Consider the following 19043-nt stretch of genomic DNA (forward strand, 5'->3'; position numbering starts at 1 on the left):
TCGGCTGATTCCGGACCGTAGTGACACTGTGAGAAACAGCGAGAAACGATGAAGTTACTGCCCAGTTCTACTAGAAACCATTAGAAGAAGCGGCTACCTTCTCTTCATGGAACAACCCCCAGCCACCTTCGAGGTGAACGGGGCGGCAGTCCGCACCATCCGAATGCGCCACGGGCTCGACCAGGCACAAGCGGCACATGCAGCAGGCATAACCGCCAGCTACCTGAGCCGCCTGGAGACCGGCACGCGCACCCGCATGAGGCCGGACACCTACGCCGCGCTCCGCACAGCCCTACGCGCCACCGACGACCAGCTCCTCGCACCACTCGACGAGGAGCCCACCGAAGAGAAGAGGTGACCATGTCTCCCCGCCCGACCCCCACGCCCCGCGGCCTTGAGACCTACTACAACGTCAAGCAGGCCACGGTCCGCCTCGGACTCGCCACCGCGGACGAGTCCGACTGGAGCGGCCAGAAGTGGCTTCGTGACGGGGCCAACCGGCCGGCCGACGGCAGCAAGGGCGACCCGTTCCCCTGCACCCGCATGGCCGGGCGGCTCCTGTTCTCCGAGTCGCAGCTCGCCCAGATCGCCGAGATGCACGCGAACGCTCCCGAGCGCCGTGGGCGGGGCCGCAAGACGCGCAAGCCGACCGTCAAGCAGCCGGCCACCGTCGCCGCCTGAGTGCGGCAAACGGCCCCAACCGCCGGGCTTCCACACACCGGCAGCAGGGGCCTCGGAACCACCCTCAACCACAAGAAAGGGGCGCCCCGTGCGTCACATCATGACACCCACCGAACAGACACCGCTCACACCGGAGCGCGAGCGGGAGATCCGCGACCGCCGCGAGGCCGTCACCGACACGCCGTGGGGCAGCTACCGCGACCTGGGCGGCGAGTACACCGTCGAGGCCGGTGCGACGATCACCCTCGACGAGGGCTTCTCCTCCACCGGCATGGTCGCCCGCGTCTACGGCGACAGCGACGAGCAGCGCTACCGGCGGGCCGACTTCATCACCCAGGCGCCCACCGACATCGACCGCCTCCACACCGAGCTGGACCGGGTGCGCGCCGAGCTGCAGGGGGCGCGGGCCACTGTCACCGAGCTGACGGCCGCCCGTGACGCCGCCACCGCCGAGGCCGAGTCCCTGCGTAGCCAGCTCGCCGACGCCTACGGCAGCACGGCCGCCGAGTGGATGCAGACCCAGCAGCAGCTCATCACCACGCTGATGGCCCGCGTCGCCGAGCTGGAGGCCCGCCCGTCCCTGACGGCGGAGCAGGTCGCGGTCAAGGGCGCCGTGTACTGGGAGGTGCTGGCGCACCGCGACGACCCCGACCTGTCGTCCCGGATCGCCGCCGCCGTCACCAGCGCGCTCGCCGAGGTCCGGGCCGAGGCAGGTGACCGGCGATGACGATGCCTTCCCCGTTCGAGCCGGACGCTTTCGACCGCATCACGGCCCGGCTGCCGCACCTGTCGGCGTGGCAGGCCGCCTGGAACCAGGCCGCCGACGATCTGGCCGACACCTCTGTCGTCGAGATCTACCCCGAGGACATCGGCCGGCTCGCCTGGGAGCTGCTGCCCGAGCAGGAGCGCGACGAAGCACTCGGCGCCCTCTTCTACTGCTGGTGGGCCGCCATGCAGAACGACCGCGAACAGCTCGCCACCGAGAGGGGCGACCGGTGATGGCACTCACGATCCCCGCACCCGCACCGGAGGGCCACGAGCAGTGCAGCGGCTTCATCTCGGACGCTCCCCGCGCCCCGGGCCTGTGCGCTGTCTGTGGTGACTCCTGGGCCTGGCACCGCGCCGACGACGGCCGTCTCGCCGAGCAGATGCACCAGCTCGACACCGCCGACGGTGCGTTCGCCGCACTCGCCGTCCAGCACCCCGACCGCTGCCACACCCCCGACGACTACAACGGCTGGACCCCCGGAGGAGCCGCATGAGCGCCCCGAAGCTTTCTGCCGGATGGAACAAGGTCTCCCTGCGCGAGGGCGGCGAGATGGCAGCCGAGGTGCTGCGTGAGGCCGCTGCCGAAGTCGTGGCGTTCTGCCCTGAGCACGGCGACCGCGACACCGTGCGGATGGCCTGCCACTGCGAGCTCGCCGACGAACTCCGCCGCAACGCCGCCGAAGTAGGTGAGACGGCGGGCGGAACGTGCGGGGCAAAGCTCACTCCCCGGAGCGGCACCCGGCCGTGCGTGCTCCCCGCCGGACACCCCGGACACCATCAGGACCAGCACACGAACACCTGGCCCAACTCGGGCGGCGCGTCATGAGCCTCGAACTCCGCACGTACCGGACCGCACGCACCGCGAAGCGCTGCAACATGCACCTCTGCCACACCCGAATCCAGCCCGGAGACCGGTACCTGCGCGCGTCGCTCCCGCCGCTGGTCGATCCCAACTCCAGCGAGCACTGGTGGTCGATGAACGTCTGCACCGCATGCATGACCGACGAGGCGAAGGCCGCCGGGGTCCGGGCCGACGAGTTCAACGCCCGGTATCCCGTCGGTACCCGCGTCATCGCCTACCCCGGCGCCCGGCCGGAGGACGACGCCACCGCCACCCGCATCGACACGACGACCCGCAGCCGGGCCACCGTCCTCGGCGGCCACACCGCCGTCGTCTGGGTCCACGGCCACAGCGCCTGCATCGCCCTCACCCACATCGACGTGCTCCCTGGAGGTGCCGCATGACCGCCTGGGAACCGCGGCTGGCGGGCCACAGCCTGCCCACCATCAACCAGAACGGCGACATCGACGGCTTCGTCTACCACCTGCCCGGCACCGCCCAGCAGGGTCTGGCCGCACCGATGACCGACGAGCGGCTGGAGGAGATCCGCCGCACCATCCCCGAGACCTACCGGGGTCCGTGGGTTTACCGACCGAGCGACGAAGGCGACTGGTGGGTCGAGTACCCGTCCGACAACCCGCAGGCGGGGCACGTCGCGACCGTCCCCGACTACGGCGAGAACCTCGCCTTCTTCATCGCCAAGGCGCGCACCGCCGTGCCGGAACTCATCGACGAGGTCATGCGCCTCCAAGCCGAACTGGCCGCCGAGCGGGGTGAGTCCCGATGACGTTCACGCACGACGGCACGGTCTTCGACCTGGACATCGAGCACGCGGATGTGTTCGGCACCCACTGGACGTGGACCGGCGAGCACAGCCCGGCCGGTGAGCCGCTGATGCAGTCGATCCGCCGCCCCTACGGGCCCGGCCGCCCCAGCCACACCCGGCCCTACGACAGCCAGCCCCTCCCACTGCCCGACGTGTACGCCATGTACGGGCCACTCATCCCCATCCACCCGACCCGCATCAACGACGCGGCATGGACCAGAGGGGTGGCCGCGTGAACGGCACCGCCGCCGAGGTGTGCACCTACGCCATGGCCTTCGCCCTCGCCACACTCCGCGAACTCGTCCGCCTGCAGCAGCAGATCGCCGACCTGCAAGACGCCCTCGACGGCGCCCGCGAAGCCGTCGAAGCCGAACAAGCCGCGCACCAGAACACGCGGCTCCACGGCAGCAGCCGGCCCCGGGCGATCCCCGCCGTGACCAACCACGAACTCCCCAAGGAGGGGCAGTGACTCCGCCGATCGAGGCCCGCTGCGACCACTGCAAGCAGACCCGGCCCCTGTTCCTGTACGAGCCCGACCACAACATGCACGCCATCCCCGTGCCCTGCGAGTGGTGCGACCGGGAGAAGCAGCCCCTCCTGTGCGTCCGCTGCTGGGGCGCCGAGCGGGAGCGCGAGGACAACATGCCGATGTCCACCGCAGAGGAAGAGGCGACCGCGTTCCTCCTCGGCGCGGCGGCCAACAACAGCCGCATCCTCGCCCGACAGGCCGCCGACAAGGCCACCTGCGACGGCATCGCCGCCGCTACCGAGCGGGCCGAGGCCGCCTGATTCGTCCCGCGCCGGCGGATGACCAAGGGCCCCCGGCGCGGGCCACCAACCACCCCACAGGGACACCGCACCGCGGTGGCCCCGGCACACCACACCCGAAAGGAGGCGACATGCCCACCACCGAGCACCCCTACGCAGCCCCCGACGGCATCCTCATCGGACACCTCACCCCCGGCACAGCCGCATGGGACGAAGCCCGCACCGGCCTCACCGTCACCGCAACCGAGATCGCCGCCATCCTCGGCCTCTCCCCGTGGCAGTCCCGCTTCAGCCTCTGGCACAAGAAAGCCGGACTGCCCACCGCACCGTTCGAGATGACACCCGCCGTCGAGTGGGGCAACCGCCTCGAAGACCCCGTCGCCCAGAAGTGGGAGGACGAGCACCCCGGCCAGCTCGCGGCCCCCGCGGGCACGTGGCGGCACCGGGACCGCGAGTGGCAGCGCGCCACCCCCGACCGGCTCGTCTACCCCCAGCCCACCGACCCGTTCACCGTGCCCCACGAGGCCAACGGACTCCTCGAGGTGAAGACCTCACCCACCGGCGACGGCTGGGGCCCCACTGGCTCGGACGAGTTCCCCATCTACTACCGCTGCCAGGTGCAGTGGCAGATGGACACCCTCGGCCTCCCGTGGACGAAGTTCGCCGTCCTCATCGGCGGCTGCGACTACCGCGAATACCACGTCGACTACGACGAGGCCGACGCCACGCTCATGCGCGAAGCCGCCCTCACGTTCCTCCACGACGTGCGCCACGGTATCCGGCCCGCCATCGACGACAGCACGGCCACCTACCAGACGGTCCGCGCCCAGGCCGAGGGCCGCGACGACATCGACGTCGAAATCCCCGCCGAACTCGCCGACCGCTACCTCGCCGCCGTCCGCGACGAGAAGACCGCCGAAGCCCACAAGCGGCAGGCCGCCGCCGAAGTCCTCGACCGAATCGGCACCGGCTACCGCGCCGTCCACGGCGACCGGCGCATCGCCTACCGCACCGTCCGCGACGGCCACACCCACTCCCTCACCCCCTACCAGCAGAAGGACGCCGCATGAACCAGATCAGCAACGCCGTCGCCAAGAGGGACGACGGGCCCGCCGCGCAGCTTCAGCAGTACCGGGACGAGTACGCCGCCCTCGTCCCCTCCCACATCAACCTCGACCAGTGGATCCGCCTGGCCGTCGGCGCAATCCGCGGCAACGAAGACCTCGAGGAGGCCGCCCGCAACGACGTCGGCGTGTTCCTCCGCGAGATGAAGACCGCCGCCCGCCTCGGCCTGGAACCCGGCACCGAACAGTTCTACCTCACCTCCCGCAAGTCCAAGGCCCACCGCGGCCAGCCGATCATCAAGGGCATCGTCGGCTACCAGGGCATCGTCGAGCTCGTCTACCGGGCCGGCGCCGTGTCCTCCGTCATCGTCGAGACCGTCCGCCAGAGCGACACCTTCCGCTACACCCCCGGCCGCGACGAACGCCCCATCCACGAGATCGACTGGTTCGCCGACGACCGCGGCCCCCTCGTCGGCGTGTACGCCTACGCCGTCATGAAGGACGGCGCCACCTCCAAGGTCGTCGTCCTCAACAAGCGGCAGGTCATGGAGGCCAAGGCCAAGTCCGACAGCCGCAACTCGCAGTACTCCCCGTGGCAGACCAACGAAGAAGCCATGTGGCTCAAGACCGCGGTACGCCGGCTGGCGAAGTGGGTGCCGACGTCCGCCGAGTACATGCGCGAGCAGCTCCGCGCCGCAAAGGAAGTCGCCGCCGAGCCCGCCCCGGATACGCCGCCCCTGCCGCCCGTACAGGCCGCCCCCCTCGACGACGTCGACCCCGACACCGGCGAAGTCCTCGAAGGCGAACTCCTCGACGAGCCCCCCACCCAGTAACCCGCCCGGGCCGTCCCGCCCGCCGCTAACAGGCGGGGCGGCCCCAAGCCAACCGTACTCACAGGAGGCACCAGTGCAGATCTCAACCACCGGAAACAAGATCCTCGTCGAACTCGACCACGAAGAAGCCGCCGCCGTCCGCGACGACCTCGGCGACATCTGGGCCAGCAAGGTCAGCACCGCTGGCGACCGCCTCCACAGCCTGCTGGAGGACACCACCGCCGTCACCGAGGAGGCGGCCCGATGACCCGCCGCCTGTCTCCGGCTGAGCGTCTGGCCGCCACGGACCGGGACGCCACCCTCGCCGCCATCGCCGCCCGCACGTCCGACTGGGACCGGTTCCTGGTGGAGCAGGCCGTGTGGATGCTCGGCCTCCAGCAGGACGAGTTCTCCGCGAACGACGCACGCGGCCTCCTGCCCGACCTGGCGCACGGGCACCTCGGCGCCGCCTTCAACGCCCTCCGCTCCAGCGGGGTGATCGAACACACCGGGCAGTACGTGCCCTCCACCTCACCCACCACCCACGGACACCCCGTGGCGGTGTGGCAGCTCTCCATCAAGGGCCACCTCATAGCGATACAGCGCCGCCCCCGCCAGCAGGGGAGCGCCGCCGCATGAAGCCGCCGGTGCCGTACTTCGGCGGGAAGGCCCGCATTGCGAAGTGGATCGTGTCGCTGCTGCCCGAGCACCAGCACTACGTCGAGCCGTTCTGCGGCGGCCTGTCCGTCCTGCTCGCCAAGCGACCAGCTGCGATGGAGACCGTCAACGACCTCGACGGCGAGCTGATGAACATGTGGCGAGTCCTGCGCGAGCGGCCCACCGAACTGGTCCGAGCCTGCGCCCTGACCCCGCACTCCCGGACCGAGCTCGCGGTCAGCCACGAGCCCGCGTCCGACGAGCTGGAGGCGGCTCGCCGCACTTGGTCCCGGCTCGCACAGGGACGGTCCGGCACGCTGCGACAGACCGGGTGGCGGCACTACATCGACCCCGCCGGCTCCACCATCGGCATGCCGGGCTACATGTCCGCCTACGTCGACCGGCTCGCCGCCGCAGCGGAACGTCTGTCCGCCGTGTCTCTGGAGTGCCTGCCCGCCCTCGACATCATCGGCAAGTACGGCGCTGCGAAGGACGTGCTGCTGTACGTCGACCCGCCCTACCTCGGCACCACCCGCCCGTTCAGCAACTACCGGTGCGAGATGCGCGGCGAGACAGACCACCGGGAGCTCGCGGCCGCACTGCACGACTGCCGATCCGCAGTGGTGCTGTCCGGCTACGACAGCCCGCTCTACGACGAGCTGTACGCCGGCTGGAACCGCTACACGCAGCAGACCATGACCGGCAACGCCAAGACCGCGAAGGACCGCACCGAAGTCGTGTGGTCAAACCGGGTCCTGGCAGGCCAGTACGACCTGTTCGCGGAGGTCTCGGCATGAGCCTCCTCCACCTCCTCGCCGCCTGGACCGGCATCTCCATCCTCGCCGGCCTCGCACTCGGCGCCGCCATCAACCACAACACCAGGAAGGAACACTGACATGGCCCGCTACGCACACCGGCCCCTCACCGCCGCCCGCACCTACAGCAACGCCTTCCGGCTCACCACACCCCCCGCCGAGCCCACCGACGAGACCACCGGCGTCGACTGGATCGCCGTCGAGCGGGCCGCCCGCGACGACTACGACCCCCGCCTCCTCACCGACGACGAACGCCGCGAAGCCGCGCTCCTCCTCGGCCGCGCCGGATACGGCATCAAACCCACCTCCACCCGCCTGTGCATCTACGAGCGGCTCATCTGCGAATGGTTCGCCGACGCCGGCCTCCTGCCCCCGGAGCGCATCTGCACCGCCGACGGCTGCAACCGGGCCAAGGTCGGACTCGGCCTGTGCATCGGCCACCTCCAGGCCAAGCGAGCCGCAGAGAAGCAGGCGAAGAAGGCAGCCGAGGAAGCAGCAGCCAAAGCCGCCGCCGAGGCCCAACTGCTGGTGGAGGCGGCATGACCATCCGCGACCTGTGGCCCGAGCCAGCGCCCTGCCAGGACGACCCCGACCGTTGGTTCCCGCCCGGCGGCAGCCACACCCACGCCTGGAAGACCGCAGCCGCCCAAGCGATGCGCATCTGCCACACACGCTGCCCCATCCAACCGCAGTGCCTCCGAGACGCACTCACCGCCGAACAAGGGCAGCGGGCCGCCGACCGCCACGGCATCACCGGCGGACACACCCCCCGCGAACGCGCCGCACTCGACCCCACAACCACACGCACCGCCGCATAGCCAGCAAGCCGCCCGTCAGACCCGGAGGAAACGCCGTGACCTTGGATTCTTTGCAGCAGGCGCATGAGCCCGCCCGCCGGGGCGCCGCGCTGCGGGCGGAGGTGCGGTGATGGGCATCAAGCGTGTCGTCGAAGTCCTCCTCCACGCTCCCGCCGACCTGACACCCGCCGAACGCATGGTGCTTGTGGCCATCGGCGAGAACGTCCGGGACGAGGACCCCCAGCGGAAGACGTGGCCTGACTTCAACGCGCACGTCCTGGCGCAGCGTGCGGGGCTCACCGGGCAGGGCAGCCTGAAGTCTGCTCTGCAGCGGTTGGCGAAGCGCGGCCTCGAGGTGCGTATCCCGATCACGTTCGGCAAGGACGGTCGTGCTCTGTATGCGGTGCCGGGCAAGCAGTGCCGGTACCGGTTCCCCACCCTCGCAGAAGGGGAGGCCACAACCTCCCCTTCGAGTGGCCAAGGGGAGGTCACAACCTCGCCAGGGGAGGTCACAACCTCCCCTAAGGGGAGGTCAGGACCTCGGCAGGCGGGGTCAGAACCTCCCCCTACCCCTACCCCTAAGACCCCTCCCCCCTCCAAGGAGGACGAGGGCCCCGCGGCGCCGTCGAACCTTGCCGATCGCAGACAGCAACAGAACGACGACCTCGCCGACGCAGCCGCCTTCCTCGAACAGCTCCCACACCCCTGGACCATCGGACCCGTCACCGCCAAAGCCATGGCACCCGACCTCCTCCAGGCCATCGACAGCCAGGGCTGGGACCTCGACGCCGAGCTCACCGCCAAGCTCACCGAGAACCCCGACGGCATCCGCAGCTACCCGCCGATCCTCCGACGCCGCATCGGAGACCTGCCCAAGCGCATCCGCAAGCCCGCACCCGTTCCCGACCACCTGCCGCCCTGGTGCGGCGAATGCGCCGACGGCAACCGCGTCGCCGCCCAGCAAGGCCACCTCCGGAAGCTCTTCGACGCCGACGGCAACGGACGGCCCTGCCCCAAGTGCCACCCCACCCAGACCAGCCACGCCGCCTAACCCCTCAGGAGCATCCCGTGACCGACGAACACCTCGAGCGCACCCCACCCCAGGACCTCGACGCCGAACGCTGCACCCTCAAAGGGATGATCCTCGCCAAGAGGGCCATCAGCGCCGCCGTCGAAACCGTCGAAGCCGACGACTTCTACCGCCCCGCCCACGCCTCCCTGTTCCGCGCCATCACCGACCTCTACACCCGCACCGAACCCGTCGACCAGGTCACCCTCGCCAACTACCTCCGCGAGCTCGGCATCCTCGGCCAGGTCGGCGGCCCCTCCTACATCGGCGAGATCCTCAGCGCTGGCACCACCCCGGCCAACACCGGCTACTACGCCGAGATCGTCCGCGACTGCGCCGTCCGCCGCCGCATCGTCGAAGCAGGCATCCGCATCACCCAGATCGGATTCAGCGGGGAAGGCGAAGCCAGCGAAGCCCACGACGCCGCCCAGGCCGAACTCGCCTCCGTCACCACCATCCGCGAGGAAGCCGACTGTGCTCTCCTCGGCGACGACCTCCACGAGGTAGCAGCCGAGCTGGAGCAGCTCGCCGCCGAGGGCCGCAGCATGGGCGTCCCCACCGGCTTCGCCGACCTCGACACCCTCCTGCACGGCCTCCACCCCGGGCAGATGGTCATCATCGCGGGCCGGCCCGGGCTCGGGAAGAGCACTCTGGGCGTGGACATGCTCCGGTCCTGCTCCATCCGCTACAACCGGCCCGCCGCCATGTTCAGCCTGGAGATGTCCCGCCGCGGCGTGCAGCACCGCATCATCTCCGCCGAAGCCCGCATCGGCCTGCACAAGATGCGCGGCGGCCAGATGGCCGACCAGGACTGGGCCGCGTTCGCCAACACGCTGACCAAGCTTCAGCAGGCGCCGTTGACCATCGAGGCCACACCCAACCGCACCCTCACCCAGATCAAGGCACGCTGCCGACAGATCAAGCAGCAGACCGGCCTCGACCTGGTCCTCATCGACTACCTGCAGCTCGTCGAGACCAGCGGCCGACGGCGGGCCGAGAACCGGCAGCAGGAAGTCTCCGAACTCAGCCGCGGCATCAAGCTCATGGCCAAAGAGTTGGGCGTCCCCGTGGTGGTGCTGTGCCAGCTCAACCGCGGGCCCGAACAGCGCACCGACAAGAAGCCGCTGCTGTCCGACCTGCGGGAGTCCGGCTCGCTGGAGCAGGACGCCGACGTCGTGATCCTCCTCCACCGCGAGGACGCCTACGACCCGTACTCGCAGCGCGCCGGTGAAGCCGACGTCATCGTCGCCAAGCACCGCGACGGCCCCCAAGCCACGATCACCGTGGCGTTTCAAGGGCACTATAGCCGTTTTGTCGACATGGCGGCGACATGAACTTCACCCCGGAAGACATGGCCGAGATCCGCAAGCAGGGCGATCTGAAGTCGCTGTTCGCCGCGCTCCTCGGCAAGCCCGCCCCGCAGCCCGAGCAGCCAGTCGAGGACGAGGCGCCGCCGTACCACATAGCGCGCCCCGGGGCCTGGCCGTGCGGCACCGCCGCCTCCGGGCCCATCCCCAGCCCCACCTGCCCTGACTGCGCACCCCACTGGAAGGGAGAGACCGCATGAGCGACAACGGCTACGCCGATGGCTGCCCGCGCTGCCTGGCCGGCCCGACGGCGCCGACGACTGGTATCGCCGCCCGCGGGTCCCTCACCGCCGCGTACCGGTGCCGGGCCTGCCGCCACATATGGACCTGCACCTGGGCCGTAGTGCCCGGCCGCGTCCTCCCACCCCCGCCCCGACTGGAGGAGGCCGCATGATCCCGCGTATCGGCTCCCTGTTCACCGGCACCGGCGCCCTCGACCTGGCCGTGCAGGACGTGTACGGCGGCGACCTGGTGTGGCACTCCCAGTTCGAGCCGCCCGACAAGCACGGCAAGCCCGACCGGCACCAGTGGCCCGCGCAGATCCTGCACCGGCACTGGCCGACCGTGCCGAACCTGGGCGACATCACCGCCATCGACTGGCACGCCGTCCTCGAGGAGCACGGCCCGGTCGACATCCTCACCGGCGGCTTCCCCTGCCAGGACATCAGCAGCGCCGGCAAACGCGCCGGACTGGTGCCCGGCACCCGCTCCGGGCTGTGGGCGCACATGGCCCGCGCCATCTCCGTACTCCGACCCCGACTGCTGGTGATCGAAAATGTCGAAGGACTCCTTTCCCGAAAAGCCCACCGTGACCTGGGACCCGACAGCGAAGCTCTGGATGAGGGAACTGCCGGAGGGACTCTTCGAGCACTCGGAGCCGTACTCGGAGACCTGGCCACCCTCAGGTTCGATGCGGAGTGGGCGCGGGTGGCCGCATCGGAGGTCGGCGCTCCCCACGGCCGCAAGCGAGTCTTCATCTGCGCCTGGCCGGCTACTGAAGACGCCGACCGCGCAGCTCGCGGTGAACGGCGGATCGCAGCACCCGGACAAACGCAAGAGCGGGGGGCACGGGCCGACGCTGGCCGACGAGGTCGAGCACCTGCTGCCAACACCGATGGCGGGGGACGCGACCGGCACCCGCAACGCGACAGCAGGACGGTCGAACCCCGACTCGCAGCACCACAACGGGTGGACGCTGTCGGACGTCGTGTTCAGCGGGCAACTCCTGCCGACACCCACGGCTTCGGACGGGGACCGGGCGAGCTCGACGTACAGCCGGGGCAACCCGACACTGAATGGGGCGCTTACGGGCCCGCCATCCGACGCTGGGAGCACGTCCTCGGACGCCGGGCCCCGCGACCAGTTGACGATCTGGGACGCCTGAGCCCCGCCTTCACCGAATGGATGATGGGCCTGCCCGCCGGTTGGGTCGTCGACACCCCGGGCATCACCCGGCCCGCCGCGCTGAAGGCGTTGGGGAACGGGGTGGTGCGGCAGCAGGCCGCCGCCGCGCTCCGGCTCCTGCAGGACCGGATGCCCGCGGCCGCACGACTCGCCCCCGCCGGGCAGCCCGCCCTGGAGCGTGCCGCATGACCGGCCCGGTGCCGTCGTCCCGCCGCGGGCCCAGCAAGCGCCCGCTGAGCGCACACCAACTCGACGCCCTCCGACTCGTCGCCCTCGGCAAGACGCACAGCTACCTCGCCCGGGAGTTCGGCATCGACAGCAAGAGCGTCGGCAAGTTGATGACTGAGGTGTTCCGCAAGCTCGGCGCAGCGAACGCACCGAACGCTGTCCTCCTCGCCTGCCGGGCCGGACTCCTCGATGTGAGTCCTCCCGCCGTGCAGTCCAGCGAACTCCTCACCGCCCGGCAGCACGAGGCGCTGCTGTGGACCGCACGGGGCTGCACCGCGCACGAGGTCGTCGACCGGATGGGCGTGTCTCTCGACACGGTCCGCTGGCTCCTGCGCACCACCCACCGCCGGCTCGGTGCCCGCACCGCTACCCACGCCGTCGCGCTGGCCATGGCGCGGGGGCTCATCACCGCCACCGACATCGCCGAGCCGCCACACGGCCGTGAGAGCGCCGCAGGCGACCGGGAGGCTCCCGAGCCCCACCCGGACCACCAACGGCCGCCCAGCGGGCACACAGCCACCCGCACGGCCCCCGCCGCGACCACACCCAAGGAGGCAGCCGCATGAAACCCATCACCGACCCCTACGACACCCGGGACGAGGACGCCGCCGCGAAAGCCAAAGCGATCCTCCGCGAGGACGAGCCCCTCAACCCCTTGGAGCGGGCCGCCATGGACGCCATCAACGAGAAAGCGTGGGTGCTGTGGCACACCTCCACGATGCTCAGCTACGCCCACGGCGTCATCCGCCTCCTGTCCACCGCCCACCTGCTGCGCGACAAGAAACACGAGGACCACCAGGCGAAGTCACTCTTCGCCGAGGAACGGGCACGCGAGGACCGCAAGGCCCGCACCAACAGGCTGATCACCCGGCTCGACACGGTCATCACCCAGGCCGCCGACGCGCTCCGCAAAGGCGAGGACCCCATCAAGGTCGCCGAGGCACTCGAGAACCACCGGGACCGGGACCGCGGCGACAAGCAGGCCGCCGCGTGAGGGCCGCCGACCAGCCGCTGCTGCACGGCTACAGCATGCGCGATCTCGACCACGTCACCCGCTACACCATCGCCGCCGACCGCTGGCACCTGGCCGGCGCCGACGACCGGTACGCGGCAGTGCACCACGCCATCGTCGAGCACCTCCTCACCACCCCGGAGCGGCCCACCCGCCGTGACCTCGTCAACGTCGGCCTCCACGCCTCCAACGCCCATGTCGCCGACGAGATGCACCACCACGGCTGGGACCGCCGCGACATGCAAGCCGGCCGCGGCGCACTCCCCGGGTTCCAGCGCTTCTGGCAGACCCGCGGCCACCTCCCCTGGGACGAAACCCTCATCGAGCGGTATGCACTCGCCCAGATCTGGCCCCACCTCACCGACCTCCAGCAGCAGGCCATCGAAGCGCTGGCCGCCACCGGCGACCACCAGGCCGCCGCCGATGCTCTCGGCCTGCACCTGCCCGCGTTCTCCGCCCGGCTCCGCCTCGCCCGCCGTGCCGTCCTCGGCCTGTGGCACGAACACGAAACCCCCCGCCCCCTGCCGCGGGACAAGCGGGTCCGCACCAAGACCGGCACCTGGAACGGGCGCCGGCTCCTCACGGAAGCCGACCTCGACAAGCTCCGTCAACGCCGGACCGAGGGCGCCACCTACGCCCAGCTCGCTGCCGAGACCGGCTACAGCGCCGGCGCCCTCTGCAACCTCCTCCGCGGCAAACGCCGCCCAGTCGCCGAAAGGACCGCAGCATGACCCAGCACCCCAGCACCCCCGCCCGTGACGCCCTGTACGACGCGCTCACCACTGGCGTGACGCACGCCCAGCTCCGCCAGCACCACATCGACCAGCACGCCGCCGAAGTGCGCACCGTCGTCCGTGCCGAGACGTACCACGACGCCGCCGACGAGATGGAAGCCCGCCAAGCCCGGACTGAGCACGAGGAGCGCGAAAGGTTCGGCGGGCTCGACCACGAGACCGAGTTGCAGAGTGCCGCTGTTCGCGAGATGGCGGCCTATCTGCGCAAGCGCGCCGGTCAAGTCCGGGCTGCCACCGAGGAGCCGACCCGATGACCGATCCCAGCATCCCCGAGACGCCTGCTGTGCGCCCGCAGGACGGCCCCACAGGGGTTCCGGCGACACCCAGCCTGGCCGACACCGAGAACGCGCCGCAGGCGGGCGCACAGGACCGCGACTGCCCGGCGTGCGACGCGGGTCTCGACCACACCGAGCACTGCCCCACCCCCGAAACCCACAACTGGGGCTGCGGATGCGCGACAGACCAAGCACCCGCCGCATGGCGCCGCGAGCGGTACGCGGAAGCGATCACAGCGGACTACGTGGATCTGCGGTTCGTCCGTGACGACCTCGCCGTCGCCGCCATGGCCGTGGCCGACGCCGAGCAGGCCGAACTCCGCGCCGAGCGTGACCGGGCGCGTGAGGTGGCGGTCCGGCTGGAGAACCAGCTCGCCGCCGTCCGCGCGCTGCACGCCCGCGACGACTCCAACCCGCACGGCCCGTGGTGCAACACCTGCCTCACCACTTGGCCCTGCCACACCATCCGCGCCATCGAGGAGCAGCCATGACGTGGCAGCGGCAGGAGATCACCACAGCCTGTGACTCCTGCCGCGCCTACTGGAACACCCTCCAAGACCTCGGCGCCGAATGGGACGCAGCCGGCCGACCCAACGACCCCGACGGCTGGGGCCAGCAGATCGCCGCAGCCCTCGCCATGTACGGCGGACACCTCGGACAGCACCTCGACAGGAGCCACCCGTGACCGACCCCGCCCGGCAGCGCGAGACGCTCGCCAGCCTCGACCGGGCCCTCGACAGCATCACGGCGGCCGTGTCCGTCCCCGCCACCTTCCGCGCCCACCCAGAGACCACCATCCCCACCCGCCGCTACACCCGCTAGCCCACCGCCCGGCCGCCCCCACGGCCGGGCCACCATCCCGCACCCTGCGCGACAGGAGCCACCCATGGACACCACCACCTGCACCGTCTGCCAGCAGAACCTGTGGGACAGCGAGCTCGGGCATCAGGCGTGTGGCGCCTGCGTGCGCAAGCTTGACCGGCTGCTGCAGGATCTGGCCGGGCCGCGTGGGCTGTACGCCCAGCTCGCCACCGTCCTCACCCCCGGCACCGTCGGCGACAGCGCCCGCGTCTCCGGCAGCCGCACCGCACCGCTGCCCATACGGCTCGAGCCGCTGTCGCTGGCCAGCCGCGGGGGAGTCGTCACCATCCTCCAGACTTGGCTCGTCGACATCCACGAGCACCTGGGCTATCGGCACCCCCGCTGGCAGGGCGGGCTGCAGGGCCAGCTTGATCAGGCCGTCAGCCGGCTCCGCATCCTCCTCCCCTGGGCCGCCGAGAACCATGAGGCGTTCCGTGAACTCTTCACCGAGGTGAGGGACGCCGTATCCGCGTGTCGAGCCCAGGTGTCCGGCGAGCCGCCCGCCCGCCGCGTCACCGTCGTCTGCGCCCTGTGCGACGCCACCATGCGCATCACGCTCGACACCCCCGGCCGGCGCTGCCAATGCGGCACCCAATACGGGTGGGCCGAACTCCGGCAGCTCCCGTTGGCGGAGAGGGCCGCGGCATGAGCGACGAGACGGTTCAGCCGGCCAGCAACCGCATGCCCATCGTCACCGCCACCAACGGGCAGCCCTACATCGCAGCCTGCAACGTCCTCGCCCTCCTCCGAGCCGTCGCCGACTCGTGCCGCAACCTCGCCGACGACCCAGACTGTGACCTCGACACCGCAGCAGCAGCCATCGACCTCGAAGCCGACGCCCTCGAAGTCCGAGCCATCCACCACACCACCGAGTGAACCCGGCCCCCGCCAGCAACCGGCGGGGGCCTCGCCGTGTCACCCCCGGCATGACACCCCTCGACCTGCCCGGCCACGTCCGCATCACCATCGAAGCCGGCGACCCGCAGATCGCCACCCGCGCCGCCTACCAGCTCGCCCACCTCACCGGCGGCAGCGGACCCAGCGAACCCGAGGCCACCAGCGACGGCACATACAGCGTGTGGATCTACGCGCGGCCGGAAGCGTGAACCCTCAACACGGCTTCACCAAAACTCCCACCAAACTCATGGAAGACACCTCAACACATGTGCCCACACCCCTGCGCCGACCTCTACCTCCGCGCTAATGTCGTGTCACTGAGACGAGATATACGCAACCACGAACAGTCACGAGCAACGAGTGTCGAGTTACAGGATTTCTGAGCATGAGGGGCCGGCATGAGCGAACAGCCGTGGACCATCGACACCATCGCCCACGCCCTGCCACACCCCGAGCTCCGTGCGACCTTCATGCGCGACGTCAACCTGACGCCAGTCGACCGACTCCCCGACGTCATCGCCCGATGGACACGCTTCGTCGAACAGTGGGAAGCCTCCAAGCTCGGACTCGATCAGATCCAGTCCTACATTCGGGACCACGGCGAGCTCCCACCCGAGTACCGTGAGTCCCCCGAGGCCGAGGCCCACACCGACACGTTCCTAGAACAGCTCCGGGCCGACGCCGCAAACCGTCGGCAACATGGGAGCAACGCCGCGTGACCTGGCGCGTGATCATTCCGACTGACATCCAGCAGCAGGTATGGGCACTCCCCGACGACGGACGCGACAGCGTGCTCAGCCTCATCGACGACCTACGGGCAGACCCCCACAACGCCACCCAGAAGCTCACCAGGTACGACGACGGCCCCGTCCACATGCGCACCGCCGCAAAGGATCTGGTACTCGTCACCATCACCATCAACGACACCACCGGCGTCGTCACCTTCATGGAGCTCACCACCGCACACTGACCCACACGAAAGCCCCCGGCCGCAACCCGCGGCCGGGGGCATCGTCGTGTACGGGGTCAGGCGGTCAGCGGTAGCTGGGCTACTCCGCCTCGACCCAGTGCGCAGGACGGCTAGACACTCGCGTCTCACGGATGCAGATCCATTCAGCCCGACTGCGAGGCTTGCTGTTGTGCACGATGTTGTGTTGCGGCCGTTCTACCCTGATGGCGTGCGCCTCCACGGCTCGCGCTTCTGCTTGGCTGTCGCACCATTCGAGGCACAGGGTGGCGACCTCCGGCCACCATTTCTTGCTCTGTGCATGCTGTACCCAACGCTGCGGGGGCTTGGTGCTGATGCCGACATAGAGAAGCTGGTCATCACTGTCGCGGAGCCTGTACACCGCAGTACGGACGTCATCGCCCCGCGCTGCCGCCTCTTGCTTGGCGGCTTTCCTCCATGAGGTGTCCTCTTTGGGCTGTACGGCGTACCAGGTGTTTGGGTCATCCTCGATTTCAAAGGGGCCGAGGACAACGTAGTCGGTCATCTCCGAAGCGATGGGGTCGTCGATGCTCATCGTCCCTCCCCGTAGCTCCAGCGGCTCCCGGTGCCCCGATACTCAGATACCGGGATGGGCTCGACGCTCGGCCGCATGCGGGCCCGGTAGAGCATGCCGTGCAGGTGGTCGACTTCGTGGGCGACGAGCCGGGCCACGCCTCGCTCGAAGATCGTGATGCGCTTCTGGCCGTCGATGCCGGTGTGCTCGACGCTGACCGACAGGGGCCGGGGCACCATGCCACGCACGTCGAAAAAGCTCAGGCAGCCTTCGTACTGCTCGTCCGTCTCCTGCGACTCCTCGACGTACCGCGGATTCAGCAGCGTGATGCTCTCGCCGTCGGGGGTGCGGACGATGGCGGCAGCCCGGTCGATGCCGATCTGCGGGGCGGCGATGCCCATGCCCTTGCCGAAGTTGTGCACCGTGGATGCGCGCTCAGTCGCGGACACGAGCTCGGCGATGACGCGGCGGGCGTCCTCGGCCTCGTCAGGCAGGGTGAACTCGCGCGCCGTCTTCGTCAGGATCGGGTCGCCCTCCTGGACGATGCCGATCTCCTGCATGCGGTCGCTGGGCCTCACGGCGGTCACGTCCGTGGTGATCTCCTCCTCTGGTTGACTGCGGAACTTCCATTCGAGCCTGTAGCGGGCATGCAACGGCGGGTCCTCCGTCGACCACGAGAAGACGCGCCGGCCGTCCTCGTCGGTGCGACGGATCGCGGTACGGAACGGCATCGCCGTCGCTGTCATGGTGGTCTCGGTGCCCCACACGGTCGGGGCGAGATCGGCGGGGAAGTCCAGCCGGACGCTGAGCCGGCGGGTCGGGAGCCTCACGGCCCGCTGGAACCAGGATCCCCACTTGTCGTCGCCGACCGTGTAGCTGTACTCCAGCCACGCCGCCTCGCCCGGGTAGAGCGGGTAGCGGCCGTGCTCGTTCTCCAGCAGCAGCCACAGTTCCTTGAACGCGTCCCGGTCGTGCCGCACCGTCCACGTCAACGGCTCACCGTCGATGCTGGCGCTGAGGTCGATCTCTCCCCAGGTCAGCGGGTTCTCCCGATAGTGCTGATTGGAGCGCTCCGGGTTGCCGGGGTAGCGGTCGACGGAGATGCGGATCAGGTACTGGGTGATCGGATCCGGGCTGTCGTTGTACAGGCGGCGGCGCTGCGTGGCCCGGTACGTCGACCCGTCGTAGAACAGGGCGGTGTCCTCGTGCTCGACGATGAGGCTCGCCTCGTGCGGTGCCCCGTGGTCCGGACCCGAATGCTGGGCGGGAACGGGCCGGCCCTGCGCTTCCAGCTCGCGGTAGGCGTGCACGATGGCACCACCAGCCCGGAGCACCGTGTCCGTCTGGCGGGCGAAGGACTCCGACGGTCGCTGGGTGCCGCCCTCGACCTTCGAGACGTAGGACGGCGTGTAGCCCACCGCCTGGGCGAGCTTCGACTGCGAGAAGCCTCGCACGTCCCGCCAGTACTTCAGCTCGGCGACGAAGTCGATGCCTTGCTGCCTTTCAGGCATGGGTCCCCCTGTGCCTGTGCGTGATCTATGAGTGAGTGCTGCTCACGGTGTCCTCATGTGTGCGCTCCGCGATTACCTCAAGGCATGACGGACG

Annotated in this window: 36 protein-coding genes; 34 read left to right on the top strand and 2 right to left on the bottom strand. The window is 70.0% G+C overall.

The genetic code is table 11. The features are described from left to right. Positions 1-106 precede the first annotated feature (106 nt). The 34 genes from ACFYMO_RS03615 (at position 107) to ACFYMO_RS03780 (ending at position 16906) form a co-directional block, all read left to right on the top strand. Positions 107-358, top strand: coding sequence for a helix-turn-helix domain-containing protein (locus ACFYMO_RS03615; RefSeq protein ID WP_388543847.1), 252 nt, complete (start codon positions 107-109; stop codon positions 356-358). A 2-nt stretch (positions 359-360) separates the two neighbouring features. Continuing rightward, positions 361-681, top strand: a complete 321-nt coding sequence (locus tag ACFYMO_RS03620; protein ID WP_388543850.1) for a hypothetical protein — start codon at positions 361-363, stop codon at positions 679-681. A gap of 88 nt (positions 682-769) precedes the next feature. After that, the gene (locus ACFYMO_RS03625) at positions 770-1408 is read left to right on the top strand and encodes a hypothetical protein (protein ID WP_388543853.1); all 639 of its coding nucleotides are present in this window, start codon (positions 770-772) and stop codon (positions 1406-1408) included. After that, complete coding sequence (locus tag ACFYMO_RS03630) at positions 1405-1680, top strand: hypothetical protein (RefSeq protein WP_388543856.1); 276 nt, start codon at positions 1405-1407, stop codon at positions 1678-1680. The genes ACFYMO_RS03625 and ACFYMO_RS03630 overlap by 4 nt, the downstream gene beginning before the upstream one ends. Then, positions 1680-1943: a hypothetical protein gene (locus ACFYMO_RS03635; protein WP_388543859.1), complete on the top strand. Its 264-nt coding sequence runs from the start codon at positions 1680-1682 to the stop codon at positions 1941-1943. Before ACFYMO_RS03630 ends, ACFYMO_RS03635 begins: the two co-directional genes overlap by 1 nt. Continuing rightward, positions 1940-2275, top strand: coding sequence for a hypothetical protein (locus ACFYMO_RS03640; protein ID WP_388543862.1), 336 nt, complete (start codon positions 1940-1942; stop codon positions 2273-2275). Before ACFYMO_RS03635 ends, ACFYMO_RS03640 begins: the two co-directional genes overlap by 4 nt. Beyond that, positions 2272-2694: a hypothetical protein gene (locus ACFYMO_RS03645; protein ID WP_388543864.1), complete on the top strand. Its 423-nt coding sequence runs from the start codon at positions 2272-2274 to the stop codon at positions 2692-2694. The genes ACFYMO_RS03640 and ACFYMO_RS03645 overlap by 4 nt, the downstream gene beginning before the upstream one ends. Then, positions 2691-3077 carry a hypothetical protein gene (locus ACFYMO_RS03650; RefSeq protein WP_388543867.1) on the top strand — a complete coding sequence of 129 codons (387 nt, stop codon included), beginning with the start codon at positions 2691-2693 and terminating at the stop codon, positions 3075-3077. The genes ACFYMO_RS03645 and ACFYMO_RS03650 overlap by 4 nt, the downstream gene beginning before the upstream one ends. Continuing rightward, positions 3074-3352, top strand: a complete 279-nt coding sequence (locus tag ACFYMO_RS03655; protein ID WP_388543870.1) for a phiSA1p31-related protein — start codon at positions 3074-3076, stop codon at positions 3350-3352. The genes ACFYMO_RS03650 and ACFYMO_RS03655 overlap by 4 nt, the downstream gene beginning before the upstream one ends. Next, complete coding sequence (locus tag ACFYMO_RS03660; protein ID WP_388543873.1) at positions 3349-3585, top strand: hypothetical protein; 237 nt, start codon at positions 3349-3351, stop codon at positions 3583-3585. The genes ACFYMO_RS03655 and ACFYMO_RS03660 overlap by 4 nt, the downstream gene beginning before the upstream one ends. Further along, positions 3582-3905 (top strand): hypothetical protein, encoded by a 324-nt coding sequence (locus ACFYMO_RS03665; RefSeq protein WP_388543876.1) that lies wholly within the window; start codon positions 3582-3584, stop codon positions 3903-3905. The genes ACFYMO_RS03660 and ACFYMO_RS03665 overlap by 4 nt, the downstream gene beginning before the upstream one ends. A gap of 110 nt (positions 3906-4015) precedes the next feature. Then, positions 4016-4954 carry a YqaJ viral recombinase family protein gene (locus ACFYMO_RS03670; RefSeq protein ID WP_388543879.1) on the top strand — a complete coding sequence of 313 codons (939 nt, stop codon included), beginning with the start codon at positions 4016-4018 and terminating at the stop codon, positions 4952-4954. Then, positions 4951-5781, top strand: a complete 831-nt coding sequence (locus ACFYMO_RS03675) for a recombinase RecT (RefSeq protein WP_388543882.1) — start codon at positions 4951-4953, stop codon at positions 5779-5781. Before ACFYMO_RS03670 ends, ACFYMO_RS03675 begins: the two co-directional genes overlap by 4 nt. A 73-nt stretch (positions 5782-5854) precedes the next feature. Next, the gene (locus tag ACFYMO_RS03680) at positions 5855-6028 is read left to right on the top strand and encodes a hypothetical protein (protein WP_388543885.1); all 174 of its coding nucleotides are present in this window, start codon (positions 5855-5857) and stop codon (positions 6026-6028) included. After that, the gene (locus ACFYMO_RS03685) at positions 6025-6399 is read left to right on the top strand and encodes a hypothetical protein (RefSeq protein WP_388543888.1); all 375 of its coding nucleotides are present in this window, start codon (positions 6025-6027) and stop codon (positions 6397-6399) included. Before ACFYMO_RS03680 ends, ACFYMO_RS03685 begins: the two co-directional genes overlap by 4 nt. Next, complete coding sequence (locus ACFYMO_RS03690; protein ID WP_388543891.1) at positions 6396-7214, top strand: DNA adenine methylase; 819 nt, start codon at positions 6396-6398, stop codon at positions 7212-7214. The genes ACFYMO_RS03685 and ACFYMO_RS03690 overlap by 4 nt, the downstream gene beginning before the upstream one ends. Positions 7215-7313: 99 nt before the next feature. Next, a complete protein-coding gene (locus ACFYMO_RS03695) occupies positions 7314-7775 on the top strand; it encodes a hypothetical protein (protein ID WP_388543894.1) in 462 nt (153 codons plus the stop codon). Continuing rightward, positions 7772-8050 (top strand): WhiB family transcriptional regulator, encoded by a 279-nt coding sequence (locus ACFYMO_RS03700; protein ID WP_388543896.1) that lies wholly within the window; start codon positions 7772-7774, stop codon positions 8048-8050. Before ACFYMO_RS03695 ends, ACFYMO_RS03700 begins: the two co-directional genes overlap by 4 nt. Positions 8051-8159: 109 nt before the next feature. Then, positions 8160-9080, top strand: coding sequence for a MarR family transcriptional regulator (locus ACFYMO_RS03705; protein WP_388543899.1), 921 nt, complete (start codon positions 8160-8162; stop codon positions 9078-9080). Between the two features lie 17 nt (positions 9081-9097). Further along, positions 9098-10432, top strand: coding sequence for a replicative DNA helicase (dnaB, locus tag ACFYMO_RS03710; RefSeq protein WP_388543902.1), 1335 nt, complete (start codon positions 9098-9100; stop codon positions 10430-10432). Continuing rightward, on the top strand, positions 10429-10665 hold the full coding sequence (locus ACFYMO_RS03715) for a hypothetical protein (RefSeq protein ID WP_388543905.1): 237 nt from the start codon (positions 10429-10431) through the stop codon (positions 10663-10665). Before dnaB ends, ACFYMO_RS03715 begins: the two co-directional genes overlap by 4 nt. Before the next feature lie 190 nt (positions 10666-10855). Continuing rightward, positions 10856-12058: a DNA cytosine methyltransferase gene (locus tag ACFYMO_RS03720; protein ID WP_388543908.1), complete on the top strand. Its 1203-nt coding sequence runs from the start codon at positions 10856-10858 to the stop codon at positions 12056-12058. After that, positions 12055-12663, top strand: coding sequence for a hypothetical protein (locus tag ACFYMO_RS03725; RefSeq protein ID WP_388543911.1), 609 nt, complete (start codon positions 12055-12057; stop codon positions 12661-12663). The genes ACFYMO_RS03720 and ACFYMO_RS03725 overlap by 4 nt, the downstream gene beginning before the upstream one ends. Next, positions 12660-13091, top strand: coding sequence for a hypothetical protein (locus tag ACFYMO_RS03730; protein WP_388543914.1), 432 nt, complete (start codon positions 12660-12662; stop codon positions 13089-13091). Before ACFYMO_RS03725 ends, ACFYMO_RS03730 begins: the two co-directional genes overlap by 4 nt. Continuing rightward, entirely contained in the window at positions 13088-13840 is a 753-nt protein-coding gene (locus ACFYMO_RS03735; RefSeq protein WP_388543917.1) for a helix-turn-helix domain-containing protein, read from the top strand. The genes ACFYMO_RS03730 and ACFYMO_RS03735 overlap by 4 nt, the downstream gene beginning before the upstream one ends. Beyond that, complete coding sequence (locus ACFYMO_RS03740; RefSeq protein WP_388543919.1) at positions 13837-14157, top strand: hypothetical protein; 321 nt, start codon at positions 13837-13839, stop codon at positions 14155-14157. Before ACFYMO_RS03735 ends, ACFYMO_RS03740 begins: the two co-directional genes overlap by 4 nt. Then, positions 14154-14669 (top strand): hypothetical protein, encoded by a 516-nt coding sequence (locus ACFYMO_RS03745; RefSeq protein WP_388543922.1) that lies wholly within the window; start codon positions 14154-14156, stop codon positions 14667-14669. The genes ACFYMO_RS03740 and ACFYMO_RS03745 overlap by 4 nt, the downstream gene beginning before the upstream one ends. Further along, on the top strand, positions 14666-14863 hold the full coding sequence (locus tag ACFYMO_RS03750; protein WP_388543925.1) for a hypothetical protein: 198 nt from the start codon (positions 14666-14668) through the stop codon (positions 14861-14863). Before ACFYMO_RS03745 ends, ACFYMO_RS03750 begins: the two co-directional genes overlap by 4 nt. After that, entirely contained in the window at positions 14860-15000 is a 141-nt protein-coding gene (locus tag ACFYMO_RS03755; RefSeq protein WP_388543928.1) for a hypothetical protein, read from the top strand. Before ACFYMO_RS03750 ends, ACFYMO_RS03755 begins: the two co-directional genes overlap by 4 nt. A 64-nt stretch (positions 15001-15064) precedes the next feature. Continuing rightward, entirely contained in the window at positions 15065-15688 is a 624-nt protein-coding gene (locus tag ACFYMO_RS03760) for a hypothetical protein (protein WP_388543931.1), read from the top strand. Then, the gene (locus ACFYMO_RS03765) at positions 15685-15915 is read left to right on the top strand and encodes a hypothetical protein (RefSeq protein WP_388543934.1); all 231 of its coding nucleotides are present in this window, start codon (positions 15685-15687) and stop codon (positions 15913-15915) included. Before ACFYMO_RS03760 ends, ACFYMO_RS03765 begins: the two co-directional genes overlap by 4 nt. A 50-nt stretch (positions 15916-15965) precedes the next feature. Further along, positions 15966-16145 (top strand): hypothetical protein, encoded by a 180-nt coding sequence (locus ACFYMO_RS03770; protein ID WP_388543937.1) that lies wholly within the window; start codon positions 15966-15968, stop codon positions 16143-16145. 189 nt (positions 16146-16334) lie between these two features. Beyond that, positions 16335-16655 (top strand): hypothetical protein, encoded by a 321-nt coding sequence (locus ACFYMO_RS03775; RefSeq protein ID WP_388543939.1) that lies wholly within the window; start codon positions 16335-16337, stop codon positions 16653-16655. After that, positions 16652-16906: a hypothetical protein gene (locus tag ACFYMO_RS03780; protein WP_388543942.1), complete on the top strand. Its 255-nt coding sequence runs from the start codon at positions 16652-16654 to the stop codon at positions 16904-16906. Before ACFYMO_RS03775 ends, ACFYMO_RS03780 begins: the two co-directional genes overlap by 4 nt. Before the next feature lie 79 nt (positions 16907-16985). Here the strand turns inward: ACFYMO_RS03780 and ACFYMO_RS03785 are convergent, their stop codons facing one another. Then, the gene (locus ACFYMO_RS03785; protein ID WP_388543945.1) at positions 16986-17459 is read right to left on the bottom strand and encodes a GIY-YIG nuclease family protein; all 474 of its coding nucleotides are present in this window, start codon (positions 17457-17459) and stop codon (positions 16986-16988) included. After that, positions 17456-18949, bottom strand: coding sequence for a peptide deformylase (locus ACFYMO_RS03790; RefSeq protein ID WP_388543947.1), 1494 nt, complete (start codon positions 18947-18949; stop codon positions 17456-17458). The genes ACFYMO_RS03785 and ACFYMO_RS03790 overlap by 4 nt, the downstream gene beginning before the upstream one ends. Positions 18950-19043 lie beyond the last annotated feature (94 nt).

The organism is Streptomyces sp. NPDC007025 (assembly GCF_042869455.1).
Lineage (GTDB): Bacteria > Actinomycetota > Actinomycetes > Streptomycetales > Streptomycetaceae > Streptomyces.

Bases quoted from the DNA above. Each gene is read 5' to 3' on its own strand.
- ACFYMO_RS03615 (WP_388543847.1), top strand. From the start codon at position 107: ATGGAACAACCCCCAGCCACCTTCGAGGTGAACGGGGCGGCAGTCCGC.
- ACFYMO_RS03620 (WP_388543850.1), top strand. From the start codon at position 361: ATGTCTCCCCGCCCGACCCCCACGCCCCGCGGCCTTGAGACCTACTAC.
- ACFYMO_RS03630 (WP_388543856.1), top strand. From the start codon at position 1,405: ATGACGATGCCTTCCCCGTTCGAGCCGGACGCTTTCGACCGCATCACG.
- ACFYMO_RS03635 (WP_388543859.1), top strand. From the start codon at position 1,680: ATGGCACTCACGATCCCCGCACCCGCACCGGAGGGCCACGAGCAGTGC.
- ACFYMO_RS03640 (WP_388543862.1), top strand. From the start codon at position 1,940: ATGAGCGCCCCGAAGCTTTCTGCCGGATGGAACAAGGTCTCCCTGCGC.
- ACFYMO_RS03645 (WP_388543864.1), top strand. From the start codon at position 2,272: ATGAGCCTCGAACTCCGCACGTACCGGACCGCACGCACCGCGAAGCGC.
- ACFYMO_RS03650 (WP_388543867.1), top strand. From the start codon at position 2,691: ATGACCGCCTGGGAACCGCGGCTGGCGGGCCACAGCCTGCCCACCATC.
- ACFYMO_RS03655 (WP_388543870.1), top strand. From the start codon at position 3,074: ATGACGTTCACGCACGACGGCACGGTCTTCGACCTGGACATCGAGCAC.
- ACFYMO_RS03670 (WP_388543879.1), top strand. From the start codon at position 4,016: ATGCCCACCACCGAGCACCCCTACGCAGCCCCCGACGGCATCCTCATC.
- ACFYMO_RS03675 (WP_388543882.1), top strand. From the start codon at position 4,951: ATGAACCAGATCAGCAACGCCGTCGCCAAGAGGGACGACGGGCCCGCC.
- ACFYMO_RS03685 (WP_388543888.1), top strand. From the start codon at position 6,025: ATGACCCGCCGCCTGTCTCCGGCTGAGCGTCTGGCCGCCACGGACCGG.
- ACFYMO_RS03690 (WP_388543891.1), top strand. From the start codon at position 6,396: ATGAAGCCGCCGGTGCCGTACTTCGGCGGGAAGGCCCGCATTGCGAAG.
- ACFYMO_RS03695 (WP_388543894.1), top strand. From the start codon at position 7,314: ATGGCCCGCTACGCACACCGGCCCCTCACCGCCGCCCGCACCTACAGC.
- ACFYMO_RS03700 (WP_388543896.1), top strand. From the start codon at position 7,772: ATGACCATCCGCGACCTGTGGCCCGAGCCAGCGCCCTGCCAGGACGAC.
- ACFYMO_RS03705 (WP_388543899.1), top strand. From the start codon at position 8,160: ATGGGCATCAAGCGTGTCGTCGAAGTCCTCCTCCACGCTCCCGCCGAC.
- ACFYMO_RS03715 (WP_388543905.1), top strand. From the start codon at position 10,429: ATGAACTTCACCCCGGAAGACATGGCCGAGATCCGCAAGCAGGGCGAT.
- ACFYMO_RS03720 (WP_388543908.1), top strand. From the start codon at position 10,856: ATGATCCCGCGTATCGGCTCCCTGTTCACCGGCACCGGCGCCCTCGAC.
- ACFYMO_RS03725 (WP_388543911.1), top strand. From the start codon at position 12,055: ATGACCGGCCCGGTGCCGTCGTCCCGCCGCGGGCCCAGCAAGCGCCCG.
- ACFYMO_RS03730 (WP_388543914.1), top strand. From the start codon at position 12,660: ATGAAACCCATCACCGACCCCTACGACACCCGGGACGAGGACGCCGCC.
- ACFYMO_RS03740 (WP_388543919.1), top strand. From the start codon at position 13,837: ATGACCCAGCACCCCAGCACCCCCGCCCGTGACGCCCTGTACGACGCG.
- ACFYMO_RS03745 (WP_388543922.1), top strand. From the start codon at position 14,154: ATGACCGATCCCAGCATCCCCGAGACGCCTGCTGTGCGCCCGCAGGAC.
- ACFYMO_RS03750 (WP_388543925.1), top strand. From the start codon at position 14,666: ATGACGTGGCAGCGGCAGGAGATCACCACAGCCTGTGACTCCTGCCGC.
- ACFYMO_RS03760 (WP_388543931.1), top strand. From the start codon at position 15,065: ATGGACACCACCACCTGCACCGTCTGCCAGCAGAACCTGTGGGACAGC.
- ACFYMO_RS03765 (WP_388543934.1), top strand. From the start codon at position 15,685: ATGAGCGACGAGACGGTTCAGCCGGCCAGCAACCGCATGCCCATCGTC.
- ACFYMO_RS03770 (WP_388543937.1), top strand. From the start codon at position 15,966: ATGACACCCCTCGACCTGCCCGGCCACGTCCGCATCACCATCGAAGCC.
- ACFYMO_RS03775 (WP_388543939.1), top strand. From the start codon at position 16,335: ATGAGCGAACAGCCGTGGACCATCGACACCATCGCCCACGCCCTGCCA.
- ACFYMO_RS03785 (WP_388543945.1), bottom strand. From the start codon at position 17,459: ATGAGCATCGACGACCCCATCGCTTCGGAGATGACCGACTACGTTGTC.
- ACFYMO_RS03790 (WP_388543947.1), bottom strand. From the start codon at position 18,949: ATGCCTGAAAGGCAGCAAGGCATCGACTTCGTCGCCGAGCTGAAGTAC.